At 68.8% G+C, this 19531-nt stretch carries 17 protein-coding genes; 4 read left to right on the forward strand and 13 right to left on the reverse strand.

Annotated features, from left to right (window positions below):
• Window positions 1-58: 58 nt before the first annotated feature.
• Window positions 59-997, forward strand: a complete 939-nt coding sequence (locus tag FS845_RS01330) for a phytanoyl-CoA dioxygenase family protein (protein ID WP_260986096.1) — start codon at window positions 59-61, stop codon at window positions 995-997.
• A gap of 61 nt (window positions 998-1058) precedes the next feature.
• On the opposite strand, the gene FS845_RS01335 is transcribed toward FS845_RS01330, so the two are convergent.
• Genes FS845_RS01335 through FS845_RS01350 form a run of 4 tightly spaced genes read right to left on the reverse strand, consistent with a single transcriptional unit; the run spans window position 1059 to window position 5742 of the window.
• The gene (locus FS845_RS01335) at window positions 1059-2687 is read right to left on the reverse strand and encodes a gamma-glutamyltransferase (RefSeq protein ID WP_144630184.1); all 1629 of its coding nucleotides are present in this window, start codon (window positions 2685-2687) and stop codon (window positions 1059-1061) included.
• Between the two features lie 19 nt (window positions 2688-2706).
• Window positions 2707-3615 carry a polysaccharide deacetylase family protein gene (locus FS845_RS01340; protein ID WP_144630186.1) on the reverse strand — a complete coding sequence of 303 codons (909 nt, stop codon included), beginning with the start codon at window positions 3613-3615 and terminating at the stop codon, window positions 2707-2709.
• Between the two features lie 24 nt (window positions 3616-3639).
• On the reverse strand, window positions 3640-4383 hold the full coding sequence (locus tag FS845_RS01345) for an SDR family NAD(P)-dependent oxidoreductase (protein ID WP_144630188.1): 744 nt from the start codon (window positions 4381-4383) through the stop codon (window positions 3640-3642).
• A gap of 27 nt (window positions 4384-4410) precedes the next feature.
• Window positions 4411-5742: an MFS transporter gene (locus tag FS845_RS01350; RefSeq protein WP_144630191.1), complete on the reverse strand. Its 1332-nt coding sequence runs from the start codon at window positions 5740-5742 to the stop codon at window positions 4411-4413.
• A gap of 115 nt (window positions 5743-5857) precedes the next feature.
• Here FS845_RS01350 and FS845_RS01355 point away from each other — a divergent pair, with 115 nt between their 5' ends.
• A complete protein-coding gene (locus FS845_RS01355; RefSeq protein WP_144630193.1) occupies window positions 5858-6649 on the forward strand; it encodes an IclR family transcriptional regulator in 792 nt (263 codons plus the stop codon).
• A gap of 16 nt (window positions 6650-6665) precedes the next feature.
• On the opposite strand, the gene FS845_RS01360 is transcribed toward FS845_RS01355, so the two are convergent.
• From FS845_RS01360 to FS845_RS01375, 4 genes are all read right to left on the reverse strand, one after another.
• Window positions 6666-8291: an MFS transporter gene (locus FS845_RS01360; RefSeq protein ID WP_144630195.1), complete on the reverse strand. Its 1626-nt coding sequence runs from the start codon at window positions 8289-8291 to the stop codon at window positions 6666-6668.
• A gap of 14 nt (window positions 8292-8305) precedes the next feature.
• Complete coding sequence (locus FS845_RS01365) at window positions 8306-10198, reverse strand: amidohydrolase (RefSeq protein WP_222129964.1); 1893 nt, start codon at window positions 10196-10198, stop codon at window positions 8306-8308.
• A gap of 113 nt (window positions 10199-10311) precedes the next feature.
• Window positions 10312-10581: a XapX domain-containing protein gene (locus FS845_RS01370; protein ID WP_144630199.1), complete on the reverse strand. Its 270-nt coding sequence runs from the start codon at window positions 10579-10581 to the stop codon at window positions 10312-10314.
• Window positions 10582-10687: 106 nt separating this feature from the next.
• Window positions 10688-11371 carry a hydrolase gene (locus FS845_RS01375; RefSeq protein ID WP_144630201.1) on the reverse strand — a complete coding sequence of 228 codons (684 nt, stop codon included), beginning with the start codon at window positions 11369-11371 and terminating at the stop codon, window positions 10688-10690.
• Window positions 11372-11554: 183 nt separating this feature from the next.
• Here FS845_RS01375 and FS845_RS01380 point away from each other — a divergent pair, with 183 nt between their 5' ends.
• Window positions 11555-12475: a LysR family transcriptional regulator gene (locus FS845_RS01380; RefSeq protein WP_144631184.1), complete on the forward strand. Its 921-nt coding sequence runs from the start codon at window positions 11555-11557 to the stop codon at window positions 12473-12475.
• 34 nt (window positions 12476-12509) lie between these two features.
• On the opposite strand, the gene FS845_RS01385 is transcribed toward FS845_RS01380, so the two are convergent.
• The 5 genes from FS845_RS01385 to FS845_RS01405 all read right to left on the reverse strand — a co-directional run bounded on the left by FS845_RS01385 (window position 12510) and on the right by FS845_RS01405 (window position 18444).
• Window positions 12510-13523, reverse strand: coding sequence for an amidohydrolase family protein (locus tag FS845_RS01385; protein WP_260986097.1), 1014 nt, complete (start codon window positions 13521-13523; stop codon window positions 12510-12512).
• Between the two features lie 100 nt (window positions 13524-13623).
• Window positions 13624-14934: an MFS transporter gene (locus FS845_RS01390; RefSeq protein WP_144630204.1), complete on the reverse strand. Its 1311-nt coding sequence runs from the start codon at window positions 14932-14934 to the stop codon at window positions 13624-13626.
• Between the two features lie 55 nt (window positions 14935-14989).
• A complete protein-coding gene (locus tag FS845_RS01395) occupies window positions 14990-16420 on the reverse strand; it encodes an NAD-dependent succinate-semialdehyde dehydrogenase (RefSeq protein ID WP_144630206.1) in 1431 nt (476 codons plus the stop codon).
• 37 nt (window positions 16421-16457) lie between these two features.
• The gene (locus tag FS845_RS01400; protein WP_144630208.1) at window positions 16458-17348 is read right to left on the reverse strand and encodes an NAD(P)-dependent oxidoreductase; all 891 of its coding nucleotides are present in this window, start codon (window positions 17346-17348) and stop codon (window positions 16458-16460) included.
• A gap of 115 nt (window positions 17349-17463) precedes the next feature.
• Entirely contained in the window at window positions 17464-18444 is a 981-nt protein-coding gene (locus FS845_RS01405; RefSeq protein WP_144630210.1) for a Bug family tripartite tricarboxylate transporter substrate binding protein, read from the reverse strand.
• A 134-nt stretch (window positions 18445-18578) separates the two neighbouring features.
• Here FS845_RS01405 and FS845_RS01410 point away from each other — a divergent pair, with 134 nt between their 5' ends.
• Window positions 18579-19493 (forward strand): LysR substrate-binding domain-containing protein, encoded by a 915-nt coding sequence (locus FS845_RS01410; RefSeq protein WP_144630212.1) that lies wholly within the window; start codon window positions 18579-18581, stop codon window positions 19491-19493.
• Window positions 19494-19531 lie beyond the last annotated feature (38 nt).

Here is a 19531-nt window from a genome sequence, read left to right on the forward strand (position 1 = left end):
TACGTTGGCATCGATCGGTGATGTGCCTATGCACGACGTACTTTCGAGGAGACCGGCGATGCCCCTGGAACACGAAATGGTCGAAGACACTGCGGTGGTGTCCGACGAGGACGCGGCCTTGTACCGCCGGCGGGGGTATCTGCCCGTCAAGGAGATATGTCCTCGCCAGGAGGTGGCGCAGATCCGCGCCACCTTGCTGAAGCTGTTCGAGGAACGGACGGGATACGAGGAGGGGGCCCAGTACGACTTCGTCAGCCGCGACGATCCGTCCGCGCCGGCGAAGTTTCCCAGCCTGCACGATCCGCGGCACTACGCGCCCGAGCTGATGAAGACCGTTTACTTCCAGCGGGCCCAACAGTTGGCGCGCCAGCTGCTGGGCCCGGACGCGGCGCTGTATGGCGAGCACGTGCTGCTCAAGCCTGCCCTGACCGGCCCGGAGACGCCGTGGCATCAGGACGAGGCGTTCCGCTCGCCCGACTTCGAATACCGCGAACTGAGCATCTGGCTGGCGTTGCAACCCGTGACCGAGGAAACCGGATGCATGCAGTTCATCCCGGGGTCCAATCATTACGAAGTGCTGGAGCATTGCTCGCCGGGCGGCGACAAATCGCTGCATCCCCTGCAGTGCTGCGGGGAGTTCGATCCGGGCCTGGCGGTGCCCGTGCCATTGCAGGCCGGCGACTGCACGGTGCACGACGCGCGCACGCTGCACTACACGGCGCCCAACATCTCGCCCGCGCCGCGGCTGGCCTACATCATGATCTTCAACACGCCGCCGGTGTACAGGCCGGGACGGCGCGAGGCGCCATGGCTGGTGGGCCGCTGGACCGACAGCCAGTCGCGCAAGAAGGATTGGTACCGGCGCGGCGGCATCGCGGTCGAAGTGATGCGCCGCCTGCCCGCGGCGCGCTGGACCAGCCCGCGCTGGATGGCATGGGCGACGATACGCGCGGTGTCGAAGGTGCGGTCGGGCTCGACCAGGCCGCCCGGGACGTGAGCGACGCGCTTGCCGGGCCTCGAGCGTCGCGACCGCCCGGCGGATGCGCCACGGACCGCGGTCAGGCGTCCTTGCGCGCGGCGCGGGGCCGCGCCGCCACCGCCGCCGACCACGGCGAGGCCAGGTCGCTGCACCCCTGCGCCGTGCCGTCCCGCTGCGCGACGATCAGGTTCGGGCACGCATAGTTGATCGGCAGCACGCCGTGCTCGGCGGCCTGCAGCGGGCCTGCGTCGCGCAGCGCCCGCGCCACGTCCGGCAGCAGCCGGTCGTCCACGCTGGCCGAGGCCGGCCCCGACACGTCGATGCGCGGGGCGTGCGCGGCTTGCGTGGCATCCATGCCGAAGTCCAGCGTCCAGGCCAGGGTCTGGTAGACACTGGCGAGGATGCGCCGGCCGCCCGACGCGCCGGCCGCCACGCGCGGCCAGCCGCCGTCCGCGGGGGTGGCGATCACCGGGCACATGTTGCACAGCGGGCGCGCGCCCGGCCGCACGGCGTTGGCGCTGCCGGGCCGCGGATCGAACCACATCATGCCGTTGTTCATCAGCACGCCGGTGGCAGGCAGCACGACGCGGCTGCCCATGGATGAGAGCAGCGTGCTGGTCAGCGCCACCAGGTTGCCCTGCGCGTCGACCACGGTGAGATGGGTGGTGCAGGTGTCGCCCGGCTCGGGCGCCGGCGCGGACGACGCGCCCAGCCCTTCGAGCCGGTTGGCGTAGGCCTCGCGCATCACTCGCGACAGGTGCACGAACCAGTCGGCCCCGGGCCCGGACGCGGGTGTGCTCTGTCCGTCCATGCCGCGCACCACTTGCTCGAGCGTGGGCGCGGCCGTCAGGCCGCCGGCGGTGTGGATGCGATGCGTGCCGCGCCAATCGATGCAGGGCGCGTCGCGCACCTCGGCGCGGCAATGCGCCAGGTCTTGCGCGTCCAGCACGCCGCCCAGCCGCGCGACGTCGGCCACCAGGCGCGCGGCGATCTCGCCGGTATAGAAGTCCTGCAGGCCGGCGCGCGACAGGTGCTCCAGGGTATCGGCCAGCCGGCCCAGCGGCAGGAAGCCGGGCACGCCCTGGTAGGGCGGTACCGGCGGCAATCCGTCGGGCAGGTAGATGCGCGCGCTTTCGTCGTAGCGGCGCAGCACCGCCGCCGACGAGGCGACCTTCAGGGTGGTGTACCAGTCCTGCGCCAGGCCGCGGCGCGCCAGCGCGATGGCGGGCGCCATCAGGTCCGCCAGCGGCATGCCGCTGCCGAAGGTCTCGCGCAGCCGCGCATAGCCCGCCACCGAGGACGGCGTGCAGAACGACAGCGGACCGTGGATGTTGCGGTCGTCGACCACCTCGGGCCAGGTGAACAGTTCCTGCTTCATGGCGCCCGTCAGCGGATAGTCGGCGGGATCGGCGCGGCGTGGCGCGACCGGTCCGAAGTCGACCACCTGGGCGCGCGCCTGGTCGGCCGGCAGCACCAGCGCGAAGCCCACGCCGCCCAGGCCGCTGTTCCATGGCTCGGTGGCGGCCAGCGCGAAGCAGGCGGCCACCGCGGCGTCGGCCGCGTTGCCGCCCGCCTCGAGGATGGCCGCGCCGGCCTCGGCGGCCTCGCGGCTCTGGGAGACCACCAGGCCGCCATGGCCGTGGGCGGCGGGTTTTTGCACCTGCCAGTTCTGGGTGCGGTACGGGGGGATGCGGTACGGGTGCGTCATGGGCGGCCTCGGCGCGCGGTCAGCCGGCGATCAGCGCCTTGGCGCAGGCGGCCACGTCGGCATGGGTGGCGAACCACACATCGCCCTTGGCCTTCGCATGGCGGATCACTTCTTCCAGGATCCAGATGCGCGAGCGCGGCGAGATGATGTGCGGGTGCATGGTCAGCTGGAACAGTCCGCCCGCCTCGTAGGCCGCGTCGAACTCGCGCAGGAAGATGTCCAGCACGTCCGCCGGCGGCGTGTACGGCCGCAGCGACTGGAAGCGGTGCATCATGAAATACACCGCGTCGTCGCGGATCCATTCCACCGGCACTTCGACGATGCCGGTGGGCTCGCCGTCCATCTCCAGTTCGTAGCAGTCCTCGTCGGCCATGAGCGATGAGTCGTACAGCAGGCCCAGCTCGCGCTCGATGCGCAGGGTGTTGGGGCTGAGGTCCCAGGACGGCGTACGCAGGCCCACGGGCCGCACGCCGGTGATGCGTTCCAGCGCATCGGTGGCGCGGAACATCAGGTCGCGTTCGGCCTCGTAGGGCAGCACCGAATTCAGTTCGTGGATCCAGCCATGGATGCCGATCTCGTGGCCCTCGGCCACCAGGCGGCGTTGTTCGTCGGGATACAGCATGGCGGCCACGGCGGGCACGTAGAAGCTGCCCTTGACGCCATGGCGGTCCAGCACCTCGAGGATGCGGGGCACGCCGACGCGGCTGCCGTACTGCCCCCAGGCCATGCGGCCGATGGACTTGCCGCCGTCCCGCAGCTCGTTGGTCTCGTGGTCGGAGTCGAAGGACAGGGCCACGGCGCAGCGCGCGCCGCCCGGCCACGATCGCGGCGCCAGCCGCCGTCCCGCGCGCACCTGCCCGACCAGCCTGCGCCAGTGCGCCTCATCCCATTGCCACGGCTCTTGCGGCTTGCCCGCTTCGGTATTCATGACGTGCTTCCTCTGTACGCGGGCCTACTTGCCGCCATCGACGGCCAGCACCTGCCCATTGACGAAACTGGCGAGATCCGAAGCGAAGAACAGCACCGCCTTGGCGATCTCGTCGGCCGTGCCCAGGCGGCGCATGGCCACGCCCTGGACGATTTCCTGCTGGCGCGCCGCGCTGTACGACTCCCATTGGCGCCGCGTGGCGGCGTTGGTCTGCACGAAGCCCGGCGCCACGCTGTTGACCCGGATGCCGTGCGGCCCCAGTTCGTGGGCCAACTGGCGCGTCAGCCCCAGCATGGCGTGCTTGGCCGCGCAATAGGCCTGGATGCCGGTCAGCGAGGGCTGCAGCGCCGCCCCCGAGGTGATGGTGACGATGGCGCCGCCGCCCTGGCGCTTCATGCCGGGCGCCGCCGCGCGGCACAGCGCGAAGGCCGCGCCCAGGTTGATGGCGACCACGCGGTCCCAGTCGTCGTCGGACACCTCTTCCAGCGGCGCCGGCGATTGCCCCGCCACGCCGCCGGCATTGCACACCAGCACGTCGATGGCGCCGCCGCCGCAGCGTTCGACCTCGGCCACCCATTGCGCCGCGGCGCGGCGATCCATCAGGTCGACCGTGTCCAGCACGACGCGCGGGTCCGCGTCCTTGTCGGCCGCCAGGATGTCGCAGCCATACACCGACGCACCCAGCGCCGCGAAGCGCGCGGCGATGGTCTTGCCGAAGCCGATGGCCGCGCCGCTGACCGCGACCGTCTTGCCCGAGAAATCCAGCATGGCTGCTCCTTGTTGCGTCGCGCCGCGTCAGCGCAGCGTGTCGTGCGCGGTCTCGCGCAGGGTGGCGATGACGATGGCGGAGACGATGGCCGCCAGGATCAGGTAGTAGGTAGGCGAGATCGGCGATCCCGTGGCGCTGATTAGCCAGGTGGCGATGAAGGGCGCGAAGCCGCCGAAGATGCTGGTGGCCAGGCTGTAGCCGGTGGACATCCAGGTGGAACGGCTGCGGGTGGGGAAAATTTCGGCGATGGCCGCGGGGCCCGGACCCGAGAACATCGCGATCATCAGGCCGAACATCAGCTGCACGACCACCACCACCGCCAGCGTCTTCATCGACAGCATGGCGCGGAACAGGGGATAGGTGAACAGCGCGAAGGCCAGGCAGCAGCCGATCAGCAGCGGCTTGCGGCCGATGCGGTCGGACACCTTGCCCAGCAGCGGAATGGCCACCACCAGCAGCACCAGCCCGATGGTGTTGGACCACAGGGATTGCGTGCGGCTCAGGCCCACGTGCTTCTCGGTGAAGGTGGGCATGTAGTACAGGATGACGTAGTACGACACCGTCCACAGGATCGTGAAGCCGAAGGCCTTGGCCGCCAGCACCCAGCCTGGCGGCTCGTCCGCCGCGGCCTCGGCCTCGGCCCCGGCCTGCTCGGCGGCGCGGTAGGCGGGCGTTTCGTCGATGCGGCTGCGCAGGTAGACGCCCACGGGCAGCAGCACCGCGCCCAGCAGGAACGGCACGCGCCAGCCCCAGGCCTCCATCTGGCCGCTCGACAGCAGCGAATTGCACAGGGCCGCCACGGCGGAACCCAGCAGCAGGCCGCCGGCCACGCTGGCCTGCTGGAAGCTGCCGAAGAAGCCGCGCTTGCCGCGCGGCGCCCATTCGACGATGAAGGCGGTGGCCCCGCCCCATTCGCCGCCGGCGGCGAAGCCCTGCATCAGCCGGCAGATCACCAGCAGCAGGGGCGCCAGGATGCCGATCGAGGCATAGCCGGGAATGACGCCGATGCCCACCGTGCCGATGGCCATCATGAAGATGGTCAGCAGCAGGGCCGTCTTGCGGCCGCGCGTGTCGCCCATGCGGCCGATCAGGATGCCGCCCAGCGGGCGCGCCACGAAACCCAGGCCGAACGTGGCGAAGGTGGCCAGCAGGGCGCCGACGTCGTCGCCGCTGGGAAAGAAGTTGCGCGCGATGATGGTGGCCACGTAGCCGTAGACGGCGAAGTCGTACCACTCGAGGATATTGCCCACCACGGCGGCGCTGACGGCGCGCCAGCGTTCCGCGTCGGCGGGCTCGCCCGCCATGCCTGCCATTGACGGGGACGAGGGATGTCCGACGCTGCTGGTGTTGGCGTTCATGCAATTCCCCTGCGTTATCGGTGGTTGACGGGAAACTGTATTCCAGTTTTCCATATTGCATTACAATACCAAAAATTATATTTGCTTTGGTCCTTTTGGTAAATCCGGTGAATCCATGTCCGAACGGCCCGATCCCCTGTACGTCGCTTCCGTAGCCAAGGCGTTCAGCGTCCTGGAGGCCTTCAGCCACACGCTGTCCGACCTCAGCCTGTCCGAGATCAGCGACCTGACCGGCCTGGACAAGAGCGCCTCGCAGCGCTTCGCCCACACGCTGTGGCGGCTGGGCTATCTGGAAAAAGACGAGCGCACCCGCCGCTTCCGGCTCGGCAAACCGGTGCTGGACCTGGGCTTTTCCTATCTGCGCGCCAGCCGGATGGTCGAACTGGCCACGCCGGCGCTGGTGGACCTGCGCAACAAATGCGGCGAGCGCGCCAACCTTTCGCTGTATGACGACACCACGCTCATCTACGTGATCCGCCAGCAAAGCCGCCGCGAGTACTTCGACGGCTCGCTGGTGGGCCGGCGCATTCCCGTCTTCTGCACGGCCGGAGGCCGCGCGGTGCTGGCGCAGCTACCCGAGCAGGAGGCCCGGGCGGTCATCGCGCGCTCGGACCTGCAGGCGCGCACGCCCCGCACGCTGGTCGACCCCACGCTCATCATGCGCGAAGTGCGCAAGGCCGCCGAACGCGGCTACGGCATGGCCGTGGAAGAGACCACCCTGGGCGAGATCACCGTGGGCGCGGCCGTGACCGACGCCACGGGCCGTCCCATCGCGGCCGTGCACATCGCGGCCTCCACCAGCGACTGGACGCCGGACGCCTTCGCGCAGCGCTGCGCGCCGCTGGCCATGGAGACCGCGCAGACGCTCAGCCGCGCGCAGCGGCCGGCCGGGCCGCGCGTGCGCTAGACCGCATCCGCGGCCCCTACGCGCGGCCTTCCCGGGGATGGTTGAATGCCAGGAAATGGCGCACGACGGGAGGTTCATCCCCGCGATGAAAGCGCAGTACGCCTTCCTGGACGTCGGCGTCCGCCCTGGACACGCGCTGGTGCTGGCGCAGGTGTTCGGCCGAGGATTCGACGTGGAACCACTCGAGCAGCAGGGTGGGATCGGAGGTGTCTTCGCAGACGCCCCAGGCATAGGCGCCATCGCGCCGCCGCTCGGCCGACAGGCGGGCCAGGGCCTTGAGGAACGCGGCGCGGTCTTGCTGCGCGATCCGGTATTCGATCTGGATCAGTACCGGCCCGCGGTCGTTCTCGACCGGCAGGGACGTCAGCGGCTCCGGCCAATGGTTCGAGGGCACCAGGTCGGCCTCGCCCGCGGGCAGTTTGATCCGATGCGCGGCCAGGCCGACCAGCACCAGGCCCGCCGCCCCGGCCAGCAGCGCGACGGGCACCGACGTCCATTGCGCGACCGCGCCCCAGCCGAGGCTGCCCGCGGTCATCGCGCCGTTGAACACCGTCAGGTACACCGCCAGCGAGCGCCCGCGCACCCAGTTGGGCAGGATGGCCTGGGCCACGCCGTTCAGCGTGGTAAGCGCGGTGACCCATGCCATGCCCAGCAGCAGCAGCGCGGATACCGCCGCCCATCGCGGCGGGCCGAAGGACAGGAAGGCCATCACCGCTGCCGTCACCAACGCCGCGAGCAGCAGCAGGCCATCGGCGTCCAGGCGGGCACGCAGACGCGGCATGACGACCGCGCCGCCGATCGCGCCCAGGCCGACGGCGCCCAGCAGGGTGCCGTAGAAACCGGCGCCGCCGCCCAGCAGCTGGCGGGCCACCAGGGGCAACAGTGCCCACACCGAGCTGGCCAGCGCGAAGAACAGGAAGGCGCGCAGCAGCACCACGTGCAGGTCGCGGCTGGCGCGTGCGTAGCGCAGCCCCGCGCGGAAAGCGCCCGCGAAACGCTCGGACAGCACGTCCTGCCTCGCTTTCGGGCGGGGCCACCACAGCAGTGCCGCGATGACGAAGACGTAGCTGATGACGTCCACGCCATAGGTGACCGCGGCGCCCAGGCCGGCCAGGATCAGGCCGCCCAGCGCCGGACCGACGGCGCGCGCGATGTTGATGCCCAGCGAGTTCAGCGCCACCGCGCTCTTGAGATCCTTCTTCTGGACCAGTTCGGGCACGATGGCTTGCCAGGTCGGTCCCATCAGCGCCGCGCCCACGCCGCCCAGGAAGGTCAGCGCCACCAGCGACGCCACCGATTGCAGGCCGGTGGCCGACAGCAGCAGCAGGCCCACGCTGACGCTGGCCATCAGCAGCTGGATGCCGATCAGGAACTTGCGGCGGTCGAGGATGTCGGCCAGCACGCCGGCGGGAATGGCCAGCAGGAACACCGGCAGGGTGGCGGCCGCCTGCACCATCGCCACCGCCGCCGGCGAGGTGGACAGGTCGGTCATCAGCCATGCGCTGGCGACGTCACGGATGAAGCTGCCGGTGTTGCCGATCACCGTGGCGATCCACAGCACGGCGAACAGGGACTGCCGCAGGGGCGCGAAGCTGCCCGGCGCAGAGGGAGGGCTGCTTGGCGAGGACTCGGGCGTCGTCATGGACCGGGTGTCCTTCATACGGCCCAGCAGGAGCAGCCGAGGGCGCCGAAGAAGCCTTTCAGATCCGATGCCGGCGCGTTCGATGCCCATGCCCGTGCGTGCTGATGGCCGTGCAGGCCGCAGGCCTGGGCGCAGCCGCAGGCGGCCATGCCGTGATAGCGCGGCGCCAGCGAGTTCCTGCCCGCGCCTTCGGGCTCGCCCCAGGCGCCGTAGCCCTTGAACGTGCGCGTGGGCGACCAGTCCGGCATGGCCGGCGGCAGCGGATTGTCGTCCAGCGCGGCGAACTCGCCGTCGCCGTAGACGATCTTGCCGCCGACCACCGTCAGGTGCGAGGTCAGGAAAGAGATCTCGTCCTCGGGCACGCCGAAGAAGTCCTTGCTCGGCACGATCAGGTCCGCCAGCTGGCCCGCCGCGATGCGGCCACGCCGGCCTTCCTCGTTGGAGAACCAGGCCACGTTCTCGGTCCACATGCGCAACGCCGTTTCGCGATCCAGCAGGTTCGCCTGCGGATACATCCGCATGCCACCCACCGTCTTGCCGGTGATCATCCACGACAGCGATACCCACGGGTTATACGAGGCCACGCGCGTGGCGTCCGTGCCCGCCGAGACCTTCACGCCCTTCTCCAGGATGCGCTTGACGGGCGGCGTGGCTTCGGCGGCCCGGGCGCCGTAGCGTTCGACGAAATACTCGCCCTGGTAGGCCATGCGGTGCTGCACCGCGATGCCGCCGCCCAGCGCGGCGATGCGGTCGATGGACTTGTCGGAAATCGTCTCGGCGTGATCGAAGAACCAGTTGATGCCCTGCAGGGGGATGTCCCGGGCGACCTTCTCGAACACGTCCAGCGCGCGCGAGATCGTCTCGTCGTACGTGGCGTGCAGGCGCCACGGCCACCGGTTCTGCGCCAGGATGCGCACCACTTCCTCCAGCTCGCCTTCCATCTCCGGCGGCATCTCCGGGCGCTCGACGCGGAAGTCCTCGAAATCCGCGGCCGAGTACACCAGCATCTCTCCGGCGCCGTTGTGGCGGAAGTAGTCGTCGCCCTGCTTGTAGGTGACCGAGCGGGTCCAGTTCAGGAAGTCCTGCTTTTCTTCCTTGGGTTTCTGCGTGAACAGGTTGTAGGCCAGGCGAACCGTGATCTGCCCTGCGTCGGCCAGCTTCTGGATGACCTCGTAGTCCTCGGGATAGTTCTGGAAGCCGCCGCCCGCATCGATCACGCCGGTCACGCCCAGCCGGTTCAGCTCGCGCATGAAATGGCGCGTGGAGTTGACCTGGTATTCGATGGGCAGCTTCGGTCCCTTGGCCAGGGTGGCGTAGAGAATGGTGGCGTTGGGCTTGGCCAGCAGCAGGCCCCTGGGGTTGCCCTTGCCGTCGCGGACGATCTCGCCGCCGGGGGGCGCCGCGGTGTCCCGCGTGTAGCCTACGGCGCGCAGGGCGGCGCCGTTGAGCAGCGCGCGGTCGTACAGGTGCAGCAGGAAGACGGGCGTATCGGGCGCGATCGCGTTGATCTCGTCGAGGGTGGGCAGCCGCTTCTGCGCGAACTGGTGCTCGGTGAAGCCGCCGACCACGCGGACCCATTGCGGCGCCGGCGTGACGGCGACCTGGCGCTTGAGCATGTCCAGCGCATCGGCCAGCGACCGCACGCCGTCCCAGCGCAGTTCGAGGTTGTAGTTCAGGCCGCCGCGCACCACGTGGGTGTGGTTGTCGAACAGGCCGGGAAGCACGCCGCGGCGCTTGAGATCGACCCGCCGGGTGCCCGGGCCGGCCAGGGCCAGGATCTCCGGGTCGTCGCCGACAGCCAGGAACCGCCCGTTCCTGATGGCCACGGCGCTGGCCAGCGGTTTGCCGCGATCGAGCGTCGTGATGCGGCCATTGTGGAAGATGATGTCGGGAACCGCATCGGACATGGAGGACTCTCCTGTTCTGGATACTTCGGCCGCCGCGCCGCGGCCCAGGACGCCGTCCAGCGCCAGGGCGGATGCCAGCGTCGTCGCGGCGCCGAGCACGCTTCGCCGGGACGTCATGATTCGGCTCCGGAGGCCTTGCCGGCAGCATGCCGTCCGGGCAGCTGGCCCAGCACGTGATGCGTGGCCTGGGTCCGGCTGCAGGCGGTGCTGAAGGCGGTGCCGTCGAGCAACTGCCTGCCGACCGGAATGATCTGCTCGCCGACCAGGATGCCCAGCAGCCCGACCAGCGCAACCAGCGGCGGCGCGGGCGAGCGGACGCTCAACAGGCTATAGACGATGCCCACGAGCAGGCCGGCACCCAGGGACAGGACATAGAGCTTCATATCTACCTCGACGGAGGACGGAATGCGGCAAGGCGGGCGGGGCGCTTCGCGAGGCGACGGGGCCCAGGGAATGGCGGCCCCGCGGGGCCATCGCCACGAGACGCGCCTATTTTGCCGGGTTCGGCCCGATGCGCTGGCCGTGCTGCACGCGCTCGGCTGCCTTGTGCACCATGGTGTAAGCGTAGTCCACGCCCATGCCGTAGGCGCCGGAGTGCTCCCGGACCAGCGCCATCACGTCCGCGTAGGTCTCCTTGCGGGCCCAGTCGCGCTGCCATTCCAGCACGACCTGCTGCCAGGTCACCGGCACGACGCCGGCCTGCACCATGCGGTCGATGGCGTACTTGTGGGCATCGACCGACGTGCCGCCGGAGGCGTCCACCACCATGTAGATCTGATAGCCGCCGTCGCGGATCGCTTCCAGGGCGAAGGTCGTATTGCAGACTTCCGTCCACAGGCCCGAAACCACGACTTTCTTGCGGCCGTTGGCCGCCAGCGCGTCACGCACGTTCTGGTCGTCCCAGGAGTTCATCGAGGTGCGCTCGAGAATCCTGTTCTCGGGGAATACCGACAGCAGTTCCGGGTAGGTGTGGCCGGAGAAGCCTTCGGTCTCGACCGTGGTGATGGTCGTCGGGATGTCGAAGACTTTCGCGCCCTTGGCCAGCGCCACGACGTTGTTCTTCAGGGCCTGGCGGTCGATCGACTGCACGCCGAAGGCCATCTGCGGCTGCTGGTCGATGAAGATGAGCTGGCAGTTCTGAGGCGTCAGCAGTTCGAGATAGTCGTTGGACATTGGACGGTTCCTTGTGGGGTGGCGCGAATGAGGGGTCGGCGACGACGCAAATTCTAGGGACTGCGCCTGCCGCCCGGAAGCGGGCAAATCGAATTGCAGCCTTTCCATTTCTGCCACGTTCCCGGGCGCCCTTTGGAAGGTAAGATTCGTCTTCGATCGAACACGACCCTCCCGCCGACCGCGATGAGAAAATTGCCGGACCTCGAAGCCTGGGCGATATTCGCCACCGTCGCGGATAGCGGATCCTTCGCGCGCGCCGCCGCCGAACTCTCGTTGTCGCAGGCAACCGTCTCCAAGGCCATCACGCGGCTGGAGACGCGCATGAAGACCACGCTGTTCCATCGCACGTCGCGCAACATGACCCTGACGGAAAGCGGCTATGCCGCCCTGGAACGCGCTTCCCGCATCCTCGAGGAAGGCGAAGCGGTCGAGGCCGACGTCATGGAGCAGTCCAACGGCCTGCACGGCCTGATCCGGGTGACGGCGCCGATGTCCTTCGGTATCGCCCATCTGGCCCCGATGCTGCCGGACTTCATGCTGCAGCACCCGGACGTCAGGCTGGACGTGCAGTTCGACGACAAGCAGGTCGACGTGGTGTCCGAGCGCTTCGACGTGGCACTGCGCATCGCACGCCTCGTCGATTCCAGCCTCCTGGCGCGCCGCCTTTGCAGCGTTCGCCTCCTGCTGGTGGGTTCGCCGGCCTATTTCGAGCGCCACGGCAGGCCCCGGCATCCCAGCGAACTGGCCGATCACAGGGCGCTGCAATATGCGTATTCGCGCAGCGGCGCGAGCTGGCGCTTTCACCATGCGCGGCATGGCGAGTACACGCAGGCCATGCCGACCAACCTGAACGTCAACAATGCGGAGGCGTTGATCCCGGCGCTGCTGGCCGGCCTCGGCGTGGCGCTTCAGCCCGAGTTCATGACCTGGCCGGATTTGCAATCGGGGGCATTGGAAACCGTCATGTCCGACTGGGTGGCGGAGCCCATCGCATTGCACGTCCTGACGCCGCCAGGGCGCAACCGGCCCGCGCGCGTCCAGGCATTCATCGAATACCTGGTCGACCGGTTCACGAAGGAGCCGTGGGCGCGCAACGCGGATTAGCGGCTGGCCGAGCTGGGGGCGGACAGGGCATCGGTCAGCGATCGACGATGCGGTACACCCGGGCGGCCGTGCCCGCGAAGAGATCATCCTTCTCGCCTTCCGTGGCGTGCGCCGCGATCCGCTTGAAGGCATTCCAGACGGTCGAGTAATTGCCGGACGAGCGGTCGACGGGGAAGTTGCTCTCGAACATGCACCGGTTCGCGCCGAAGGCCTCGATGACCACCTCGGCGGACGGACGCCAATGCTCGGCGAGCACGGCGGACGAAGGCGGCTCGGGCAGCCGTTCCGACTGGAAGCCGAACGTCGCGATGCCATAGCCGCCGATCTTCACGACGACGTTGGGGCACGACGCCAGCGTCCTGATGGATGCCAGCCATTCGGCGAAGGCCTCGTCGCGGCGTCCCGCGTAGGCGCCGGCGCCCAGTATGCCGCCGACGTGGTCCAGGACGATCGTGGCCTCGGGCACCGCGCGCGCCAGGTCGATGACTTCCTGAAGCTGGGGATGATAGATCCACGCGTCGAAGACGAGGTCCATGGCGGCCAGCCGCCGCAGGCCGGCACGGAACGCCGGCTCCGAATACAGGCCCACGGGAGGGCGCGGCAGCACGCCGAACCTGAAGGACTCGTGGCGCGCGGCGGAACAGCGCACGCCCCGGAAGCGTCCCTTGCCTGCCTCGACGTGGGCCTCGAGCACTTCCGCGGCCGCATCGCCCAGGCGCAGGTCGGCATACCCCACGATGCCGGCCGCCACCCGGGTGCCCGCCTCGCGCGAGGCGGCCTGCTCGGCCAGGGACACGACGGCCTCGGTCTCGCCCACCGGGCGCAGGTGCTCCGGCCCATCGGTCCGATACTTCCAGCCCACCTGCATGAACACCGTGGCGTCGATGCGATGGCCCGTCGCGGCATCCCGCAGTTGGTCGTCCAGGCCGTAGCCGGCCCAGTGGTCCGAGAAATGGAAGTGCGCATCGATGATGCGGCGTCCGGGCTCGATGGCCCGCTCGGGCGGCGCCGCATACCATCGCGGATCCAGGCGAGGGGGATGCAGCACGGGAGGGTCGTTCGCGTCAGGCATTTCCGCGGTCAGGGTCATGGATTCGCTCGCTCGGTCAGGATACGGGCGCCCCCCGGGGCTCGCCCGTGTTTCGGGTTCACTCGGTGCGCAGGGCCTTGCCCGCGGTCTCTTTGACGCCCAGCACCACGGCGCAGGAGATGAGCGCGGCGCCGATCAGGATCCAGGCCGGCGACGTCGCCGAGCCCGTGCTGGCGATCAGCCAGGTGGCCAGGTAGGGCGCCGACCCGCCCGCGGCGATGGCCGCGGCGCTGATGCCCAGATTGATCCCGCTGGTCCGCACCTTCGTCGGCAGCAGCTCGCTGTAGAGCGTGTAGTTGGTCGACAGGTAGGCGGCCTCGAACAGCCCCAGCAGAATCTGCGCGCAGACCGCCCAGGCCAGCGAGGTCTGCATCGCCATGAACAGCGGATAGCTGAATACGATGAAGCAGAGGTTCGCGCCGATGAGCACCGGCTTGCGTCCGATGCGATCCGACAGCACGCCGAACGGATAGATGGCGGCCGCCGCCACGGCCATCGACAGGGTCGCGGACCAGCCCGCCATCTGCGCGGACATGATCTGCTGCTTCTGGAAGTAGGTGACGAAATAGGTGAACGGGATGTAGTAGCCCGCCATCGCGCAGCAGCCGATGCAGGCGATGGCCAGCACGCCCTTGGGATAATCGCGCAGCAGCGCCAGCGTCGGCACTTTCTCGTACCGGCTCTGGTTTTCCATGCGGATGAAGTCGGGCGTCTCTTCCATCCTGTGGCGCACCAGCAGCGCGATCACGCCCATGGGGGCCGAGATCAGGAACGGGATGCGCCAGCCCCAGGACAGCACGTCCTCGGGGCTCAGCGAGGCATTGAGGAACGCCACGGCGATCGCGCCGCCCATGGTGCCGGCCAGGCAGCCGATCTGCGTCGCGCTGGTCAGCGCCGCCCGCCGCGGCGCCGGCGCCACTTCCGCGACGTACGCCACCGCGCCGCCCATCTCGCCGCCCGCGGCGAAGCCCTGCACGCAGCGCAGCAGGCAGAGCAGGACGGGCGCGAGGACGCCCACCGTGGCATAGCCGGGAAGCAGGCCGATGAGCGCGGTCGCGGCCACCATCATCACGACCGACACCAGCAAGGCCGGCTTGCGGCCGTAGCGGTCGGCCAGGGCGCCCAGCACGATGCCGCCCAGGGGTCGGACGACGAAGGCCACGCCGAACACGGCGAACGTGTAGAGCAGCGCCAGCTCTCCCATGTCGGGGAAGAAGAGCACCGCGAGCGTCGTGGCGAGAAACGCATAGACGGTGTAGTCGTAATACTCGATCAGCGTGCCGATGGCGCCGGCCCATACGACCTTGCGGACGGCTTTGCCGGATGGGACGGCGCCCGGGGCCGCGATGGCATCGTGTGTCGCGCTCATGGTGATCTGTCTCCCTGCTTCTTGGAATCGGGCCCGCGCGGGGCCCTCGTGGATGTCAGGTGGCCGCGCCCAGGCGCACGCATTTCACGCGCATGAACTCGCGCAGCCCCTCGATGCCGCCTTCCGATCCGAGCCCGCTGTCCTTGTAGCCGCCGAACGGCGTTTCCGGCAGCGACGCCTGCCATTCGTTGATGCACACCGCGCCGCTCTCTATCTCATGGGCGAAGCGGTCCGCCGTGCCCAGGTGGTTCGTGAACGCATAGGCGGCCAGGCCGAAGGGAAGGCGGTTGGCTTCCTCGATGGCCTCGTCCAGCGTCTTGAACGCGTTCAGCAAGGCGATGGGCCCGAACGGTTCGATATTCGCGGCGTCGCTGTCGATGCCAGGGCGCTGGATCACGGTCGGCTGGAAATAGAAGCCCGCGGCGCCGATCCGCTGTCCGCCGGTAGCGATCTCGAAGCCGCGGCTGCGTGCATCGTCGACGAGCCGCTCGACGGCATCGCGCCGGCGCTGGTTCTTCAACGGGCCCATCTGGGTGGCCGGGTCGAAAGGATCCCCGACCTTCAATGCGCTGGCCGCGCGCACGAACTTCTCGGAGAACTCGGCGTGGATCGCCTCGTCCACCAGGAAGCGCGTGGGACACACGCAGAACTGTCCGGCGTTCCTGTACTTCGTGGCCACCGCGGCCTTGACGACGCGGTCGACGTCGACGTCCGCGCAGACGATGACCGGCGCGTGGCCGCCCAGTTCCAGCGTGGCCCGCTTGAGCGTCCTGGCCGCCTTGGCGCCCAGCTCCTTGCCCACGGCCGTCGCGCCGGTGAACGTCAGCATGGCGATGCCGGGCGAGGCGCACAGCAGGTCGGCGATCTCCACCGGGTCGCCGAACACCATGTTGACGACGCCGTCGGGAATGCCGGCATCCTTGATGGCCTGGGCCATCAGCAATGCCACGCCGGCGGTTTCCTCGGACGGCTTCAGCACCACCGTGCATCCGGCCGCCAGCGCGCCGCTGATCTTGCGTGCCGGCGTGATGGCCGGCGCATTCCATCCCGCGAACGCGGCGACCGGGCCGATGGGTTCCAGCAGCATGGTCTGGGTGGTGCCGGCGGTGCGAGAGGGAATGATGCGTCCATACAGCCTGCGCGATTCCTCCGCGGACCACTCGAACATCTCCCACGCAGTGACGACTTCCTTGCGCGCTTCCCCGAGCGGCTTGCCCAGTTCCAGGGAGATCTGCCGTGCGAACGCTTCGGACCGATCCTGCATCAATGCCGCGACGCGGCGCAGCAGGGCAGAGCGTTCCAGCGGGGCCGTGTCGCGCCACCGGGGAAAGGCATCCGCGGCGGCGGAGACGGCCTGTTCGACGTCCGCGGCGGTTGCCAGGGCATAGCTGCCCAGCGTCTCTCCGTTCGCGGGATTGACGACCTGGAACGCGTTACTGGATGCGCCTTGCCGGAACTCGCCGGCGATGAATTGCGAGTAGTTCATGGTCAGCCTTTTCTATGGATCGAATGTCGACGGCCCTTCAGCACCGGGGGGCGGCGACGCCATTCGCGTTCGCCCAGAACTCCGTCATCGAAGACGTGTCCTTCCCGTCGTAGCCGGCGTTGCGCGCCAGCTGGAACATGCCGCGGACCAGGTTGCCGACGGGCAGCGAGACACCGCTGGTCTGCGCGGCCTGGCAAGCCAGCGTCAGGTCCTTGAATCCGAGGGCGATGTCGAAACCGGGCGCGAGGTCGCCCTTCAGCACCTTGATCGGCCACTTCTCCTTGAGCTGGCCGTTGGACGCCGTCGTGCCGGTCAGGACATCGAAGGTCTTGCGGATGTCCATGCCCAGCGAGCTCGCCAGGACCAGCGCCTCCGAGTTGAGCTGGCAGTAGCACAGCACCATGAGGTTGTTGATCAGCTTCATCCGGGTGCCCGAGCCCGGGTCGCCGCAATGCAGGACGGTGCTTCCCATCCGCAGCAGGATGGACTGGCATTCCTCGAAGTCGGCATCCCTGGCGCCGAGCATGAACAGCGACTCGCCACGGTCGGCGCTGGTCGCGAGCCGGCCGACCGGCGCGTCCGCGAAGCGGATGCCTTTCTGCTGCGCGGCGCGGCCGATGGCGTCCACCGTGTCGGTGTCGATCGTGCTGAGCTCGATGAACAGCTTGCCCTCGCGCATGTGGGCCAGCACGCCATCCGCGCCGAGCACGACGTCGCGCGATTGCTGCGGTCCCGGCAGCATGGTGAAGACGACGTCCGCGTCCTTGACCACCTCCTCGACGTTCGCGCCGGCCACGGCGCCCTGGCCGACCAGTGTCTTGACGGGGTCGGGCTGGATGTCGAAGACGACGACGTCCACGTTGTTGCGCAGCAGGTTCGCAGCCAATGCGAACCCCATTCGGCCCAGGCCGATGAATCCAGCTTTCACGGTGTTTTCTCCTGATTGACGCGCACGTGCCCATCACGTCGGCGCTGAGTGAGCGAGGCGCGGCACCCTCGGCCCGCGGCCGGTCTTCCGGGTGCCGCCCTGGCCGGCGGCGTCGTCACTCGATGGTGAGCTTCGACTTCCGCACGATGTCCGCCGTGCGCTCGGTCTGCGTACGGATGTGCTCCGCGAAAGCGCTCGCCGAGCCGACGAAGGGGTATTGGTCCATGTCCTTGAGCTTCACGCCCACGCTGTCGCTGGACATGACTTCATTGACGGCCGCATTGAGCTTGCTCACGATGTCTTCCGGCAGGCCGGCGGGGCCGAGCAGGCCATTCCAGGGCTCGGCCGAGAAGCCAGGCAGGGACCCCTGGCCCAGGATGGGATGGCCTTGCAGGCCGATGTCCGGCGACGAGGCGGAGGATCCGAGGATGCGGAGGTTCTTCGACTGGGCTTGCGGGATGACGATCGAGCCGGCCAGGAAGGCGAAATCGACCCGGTTGGAGATCAGATCGCTCAGCACCGCCGCATCGCCCTTGTACGGCACGTGGGTGGCGTTGATTTCCGCCGTCTTCGAGAACCACTCTCCGGCCAGGTGATTGGCCGATCCCGGTCCGGCGGAGCCGAAGGTCAGGCCATCGCCCGGCTTGCGTCCGGCCTCGATCAGGTCCTGGTAGGACGCGAACGCCGAGTCCTTCGAAACGACGAGGTAATAGGGGAAGCGGGCAATGGGCGCGATCGGCGTGAAGTCGACCAGGGGCTTGTAGGCCAGGCTCTTCTTGACCACGGGCAGGATGGCCAGGGTGCCGTTGGCGCCCGCCATCAACGTGTATCCATCGGGGGCGGCCTTCTTCAGCAGGTTGGCCGCGAGTTCGCCGCTGGCGCCGGGCCGGTTCTCGACGACGAACGACTGGCCGAACTTCTTCGACAGTCCGTCGGCCAGCAGCCTGGCGACCACGTCGGTCGGTCCGCCCGCCGCGAAACCGACGTAGATGGTGACCGTCCTGGACGGGTAGTCCGCCGCCCGCGCGGACACGCCGGCGAACAGGGTGGCAAGGCCCAGCGTCGCGGCGGCAAGGGCTTTCCTGGCAATTCTCATGTGTGTCTCCTGTTCTCAGCTGATGTGCTGTTTTTATTTGGGCAACGTAGCCACGGCTGAAAATTTACCAACGATAAGAATGCCATTGGTATACTCAGAGGCCTCTTTGTTTACCTTGGGTAAACAGTGCGCCGATGACGCTCCAGCAACTTCGCGACTTCATTTCCGTGGCCGATCTGGGCAGCCTGCGGGCGGCCGCCCGCAGTCGCGGCGTCACCGCGCCGGCGCTGGCAAAGAACATCCGCGCCCTAGAGGAAGGCCTGCACGTGGTGCTGATCGAGCGCCGCTCGCGGGGCGTCGTGCTGACGGAGGCCGGCGAAGCCCTGCTCGCGCACGCGCGGCTGATCGACTCGCAGGCCAGCAAGGCTGCCGAAGACATCGCGCAGCGCCACGGAAAGATGGAAGGTTCGCTGTCGCTGGGGGTCGGCCCCTCGGCGGGCGTCGCCCTGATGCCTGGCGTCCTCAAGGACTTCCAGCGCAGCCACCCCGCCGTCAACGTGAACATGTACGGCGGCTCCTACTACGACCACATCGGCCCGCTGCACCAGGGCAGCCTGGACATGGCCATCGTCGCCGTGCCCGAAGACCGGGAGTCGACGCTGGACGTGGAGCATCTGTTCTACAACGACCTCGTCGTCGTGTGCCGCCGCGGGCATCCGCTCAGCCAGGCGCGAGCGCTGTCGGACCTGGTGGACTGCGTGTGGGTGCTGACGGGGCCCGTGGGCAGGGGCCCCGGGTCGGCCATTCTCGAGGCGTTCCGGCAGCGCGGCCTGCCTCGTCCCACGCGCTTGCTCCAGTGCGACATGACGTGGACGCTGAACACCATTCTCGTGCGCAGCGACATGCTTTGCGCCCTGCCGCGCATCATGCTCGAGCAACCTGGCCTGTCCGATACGCTGCAGGCCTTGAAGCTCGTGGATTCGCTTCCCAGCTACAGCATCAGCCTGGTCAGGCGCAGCAGCACGCCGCTGCTGCCGATCGCCGACCATATGGCCACGCTGATCAGGCGGCATGCGCATTACTTTGCCGCGGCGAAGCCGGCGGCGTAGGCCGGGCACGAACGCCGAACGCATGCCCCGCATTCGAA

This window comes from Bordetella genomosp. 13 (assembly GCF_007679965.1).
Classification (GTDB): domain Bacteria; phylum Pseudomonadota; class Gammaproteobacteria; order Burkholderiales; family Burkholderiaceae_B; genus Bordetella.

Excerpts from the sequence above, each read along its gene's own strand:
- FS845_RS01350 (WP_144630191.1), bottom strand. The coding sequence starts at position 5,742 with ATGAACGCCAACACCAGCAGCGTCGGACATCCCTCGTCCCCGTCAATG.
- FS845_RS01335 (WP_144630184.1), bottom strand. The coding sequence starts at position 2,687 with ATGACGCACCCGTACCGCATCCCCCCGTACCGCACCCAGAACTGGCAG.
- FS845_RS01375 (WP_144630201.1), bottom strand. The coding sequence starts at position 11,371 with ATGTCCAACGACTATCTCGAACTGCTGACGCCTCAGAACTGCCAGCTC.
- FS845_RS01365 (WP_222129964.1), bottom strand. The coding sequence starts at position 10,198 with ATGTCCGATGCGGTTCCCGACATCATCTTCCACAATGGCCGCATCACG.
- FS845_RS01360 (WP_144630195.1), bottom strand. The coding sequence starts at position 8,291 with ATGACGACGCCCGAGTCCTCGCCAAGCAGCCCTCCCTCTGCGCCGGGC.
- FS845_RS01405 (WP_144630210.1), bottom strand. The coding sequence starts at position 18,444 with ATGAGAATTGCCAGGAAAGCCCTTGCCGCCGCGACGCTGGGCCTTGCC.
- FS845_RS01410 (WP_144630212.1), top strand. The coding sequence starts at position 18,579 with ATGACGCTCCAGCAACTTCGCGACTTCATTTCCGTGGCCGATCTGGGC.
- FS845_RS01355 (WP_144630193.1), top strand. The coding sequence starts at position 5,858 with ATGTCCGAACGGCCCGATCCCCTGTACGTCGCTTCCGTAGCCAAGGCG.
- FS845_RS01345 (WP_144630188.1), bottom strand. The coding sequence starts at position 4,383 with ATGCTGGATTTCTCGGGCAAGACGGTCGCGGTCAGCGGCGCGGCCATC.
- FS845_RS01370 (WP_144630199.1), bottom strand. The coding sequence starts at position 10,581 with ATGAAGCTCTATGTCCTGTCCCTGGGTGCCGGCCTGCTCGTGGGCATC.
- FS845_RS01390 (WP_144630204.1), bottom strand. The coding sequence starts at position 14,934 with ATGAGCGCGACACACGATGCCATCGCGGCCCCGGGCGCCGTCCCATCC.
- FS845_RS01330 (WP_260986096.1), top strand. The coding sequence starts at position 59 with ATGCCCCTGGAACACGAAATGGTCGAAGACACTGCGGTGGTGTCCGAC.
- FS845_RS01340 (WP_144630186.1), bottom strand. The coding sequence starts at position 3,615 with ATGAATACCGAAGCGGGCAAGCCGCAAGAGCCGTGGCAATGGGATGAG.
- FS845_RS01395 (WP_144630206.1), bottom strand. The coding sequence starts at position 16,420 with ATGAACTACTCGCAATTCATCGCCGGCGAGTTCCGGCAAGGCGCATCC.
- FS845_RS01380 (WP_144631184.1), top strand. The coding sequence starts at position 11,555 with ATGAGAAAATTGCCGGACCTCGAAGCCTGGGCGATATTCGCCACCGTC.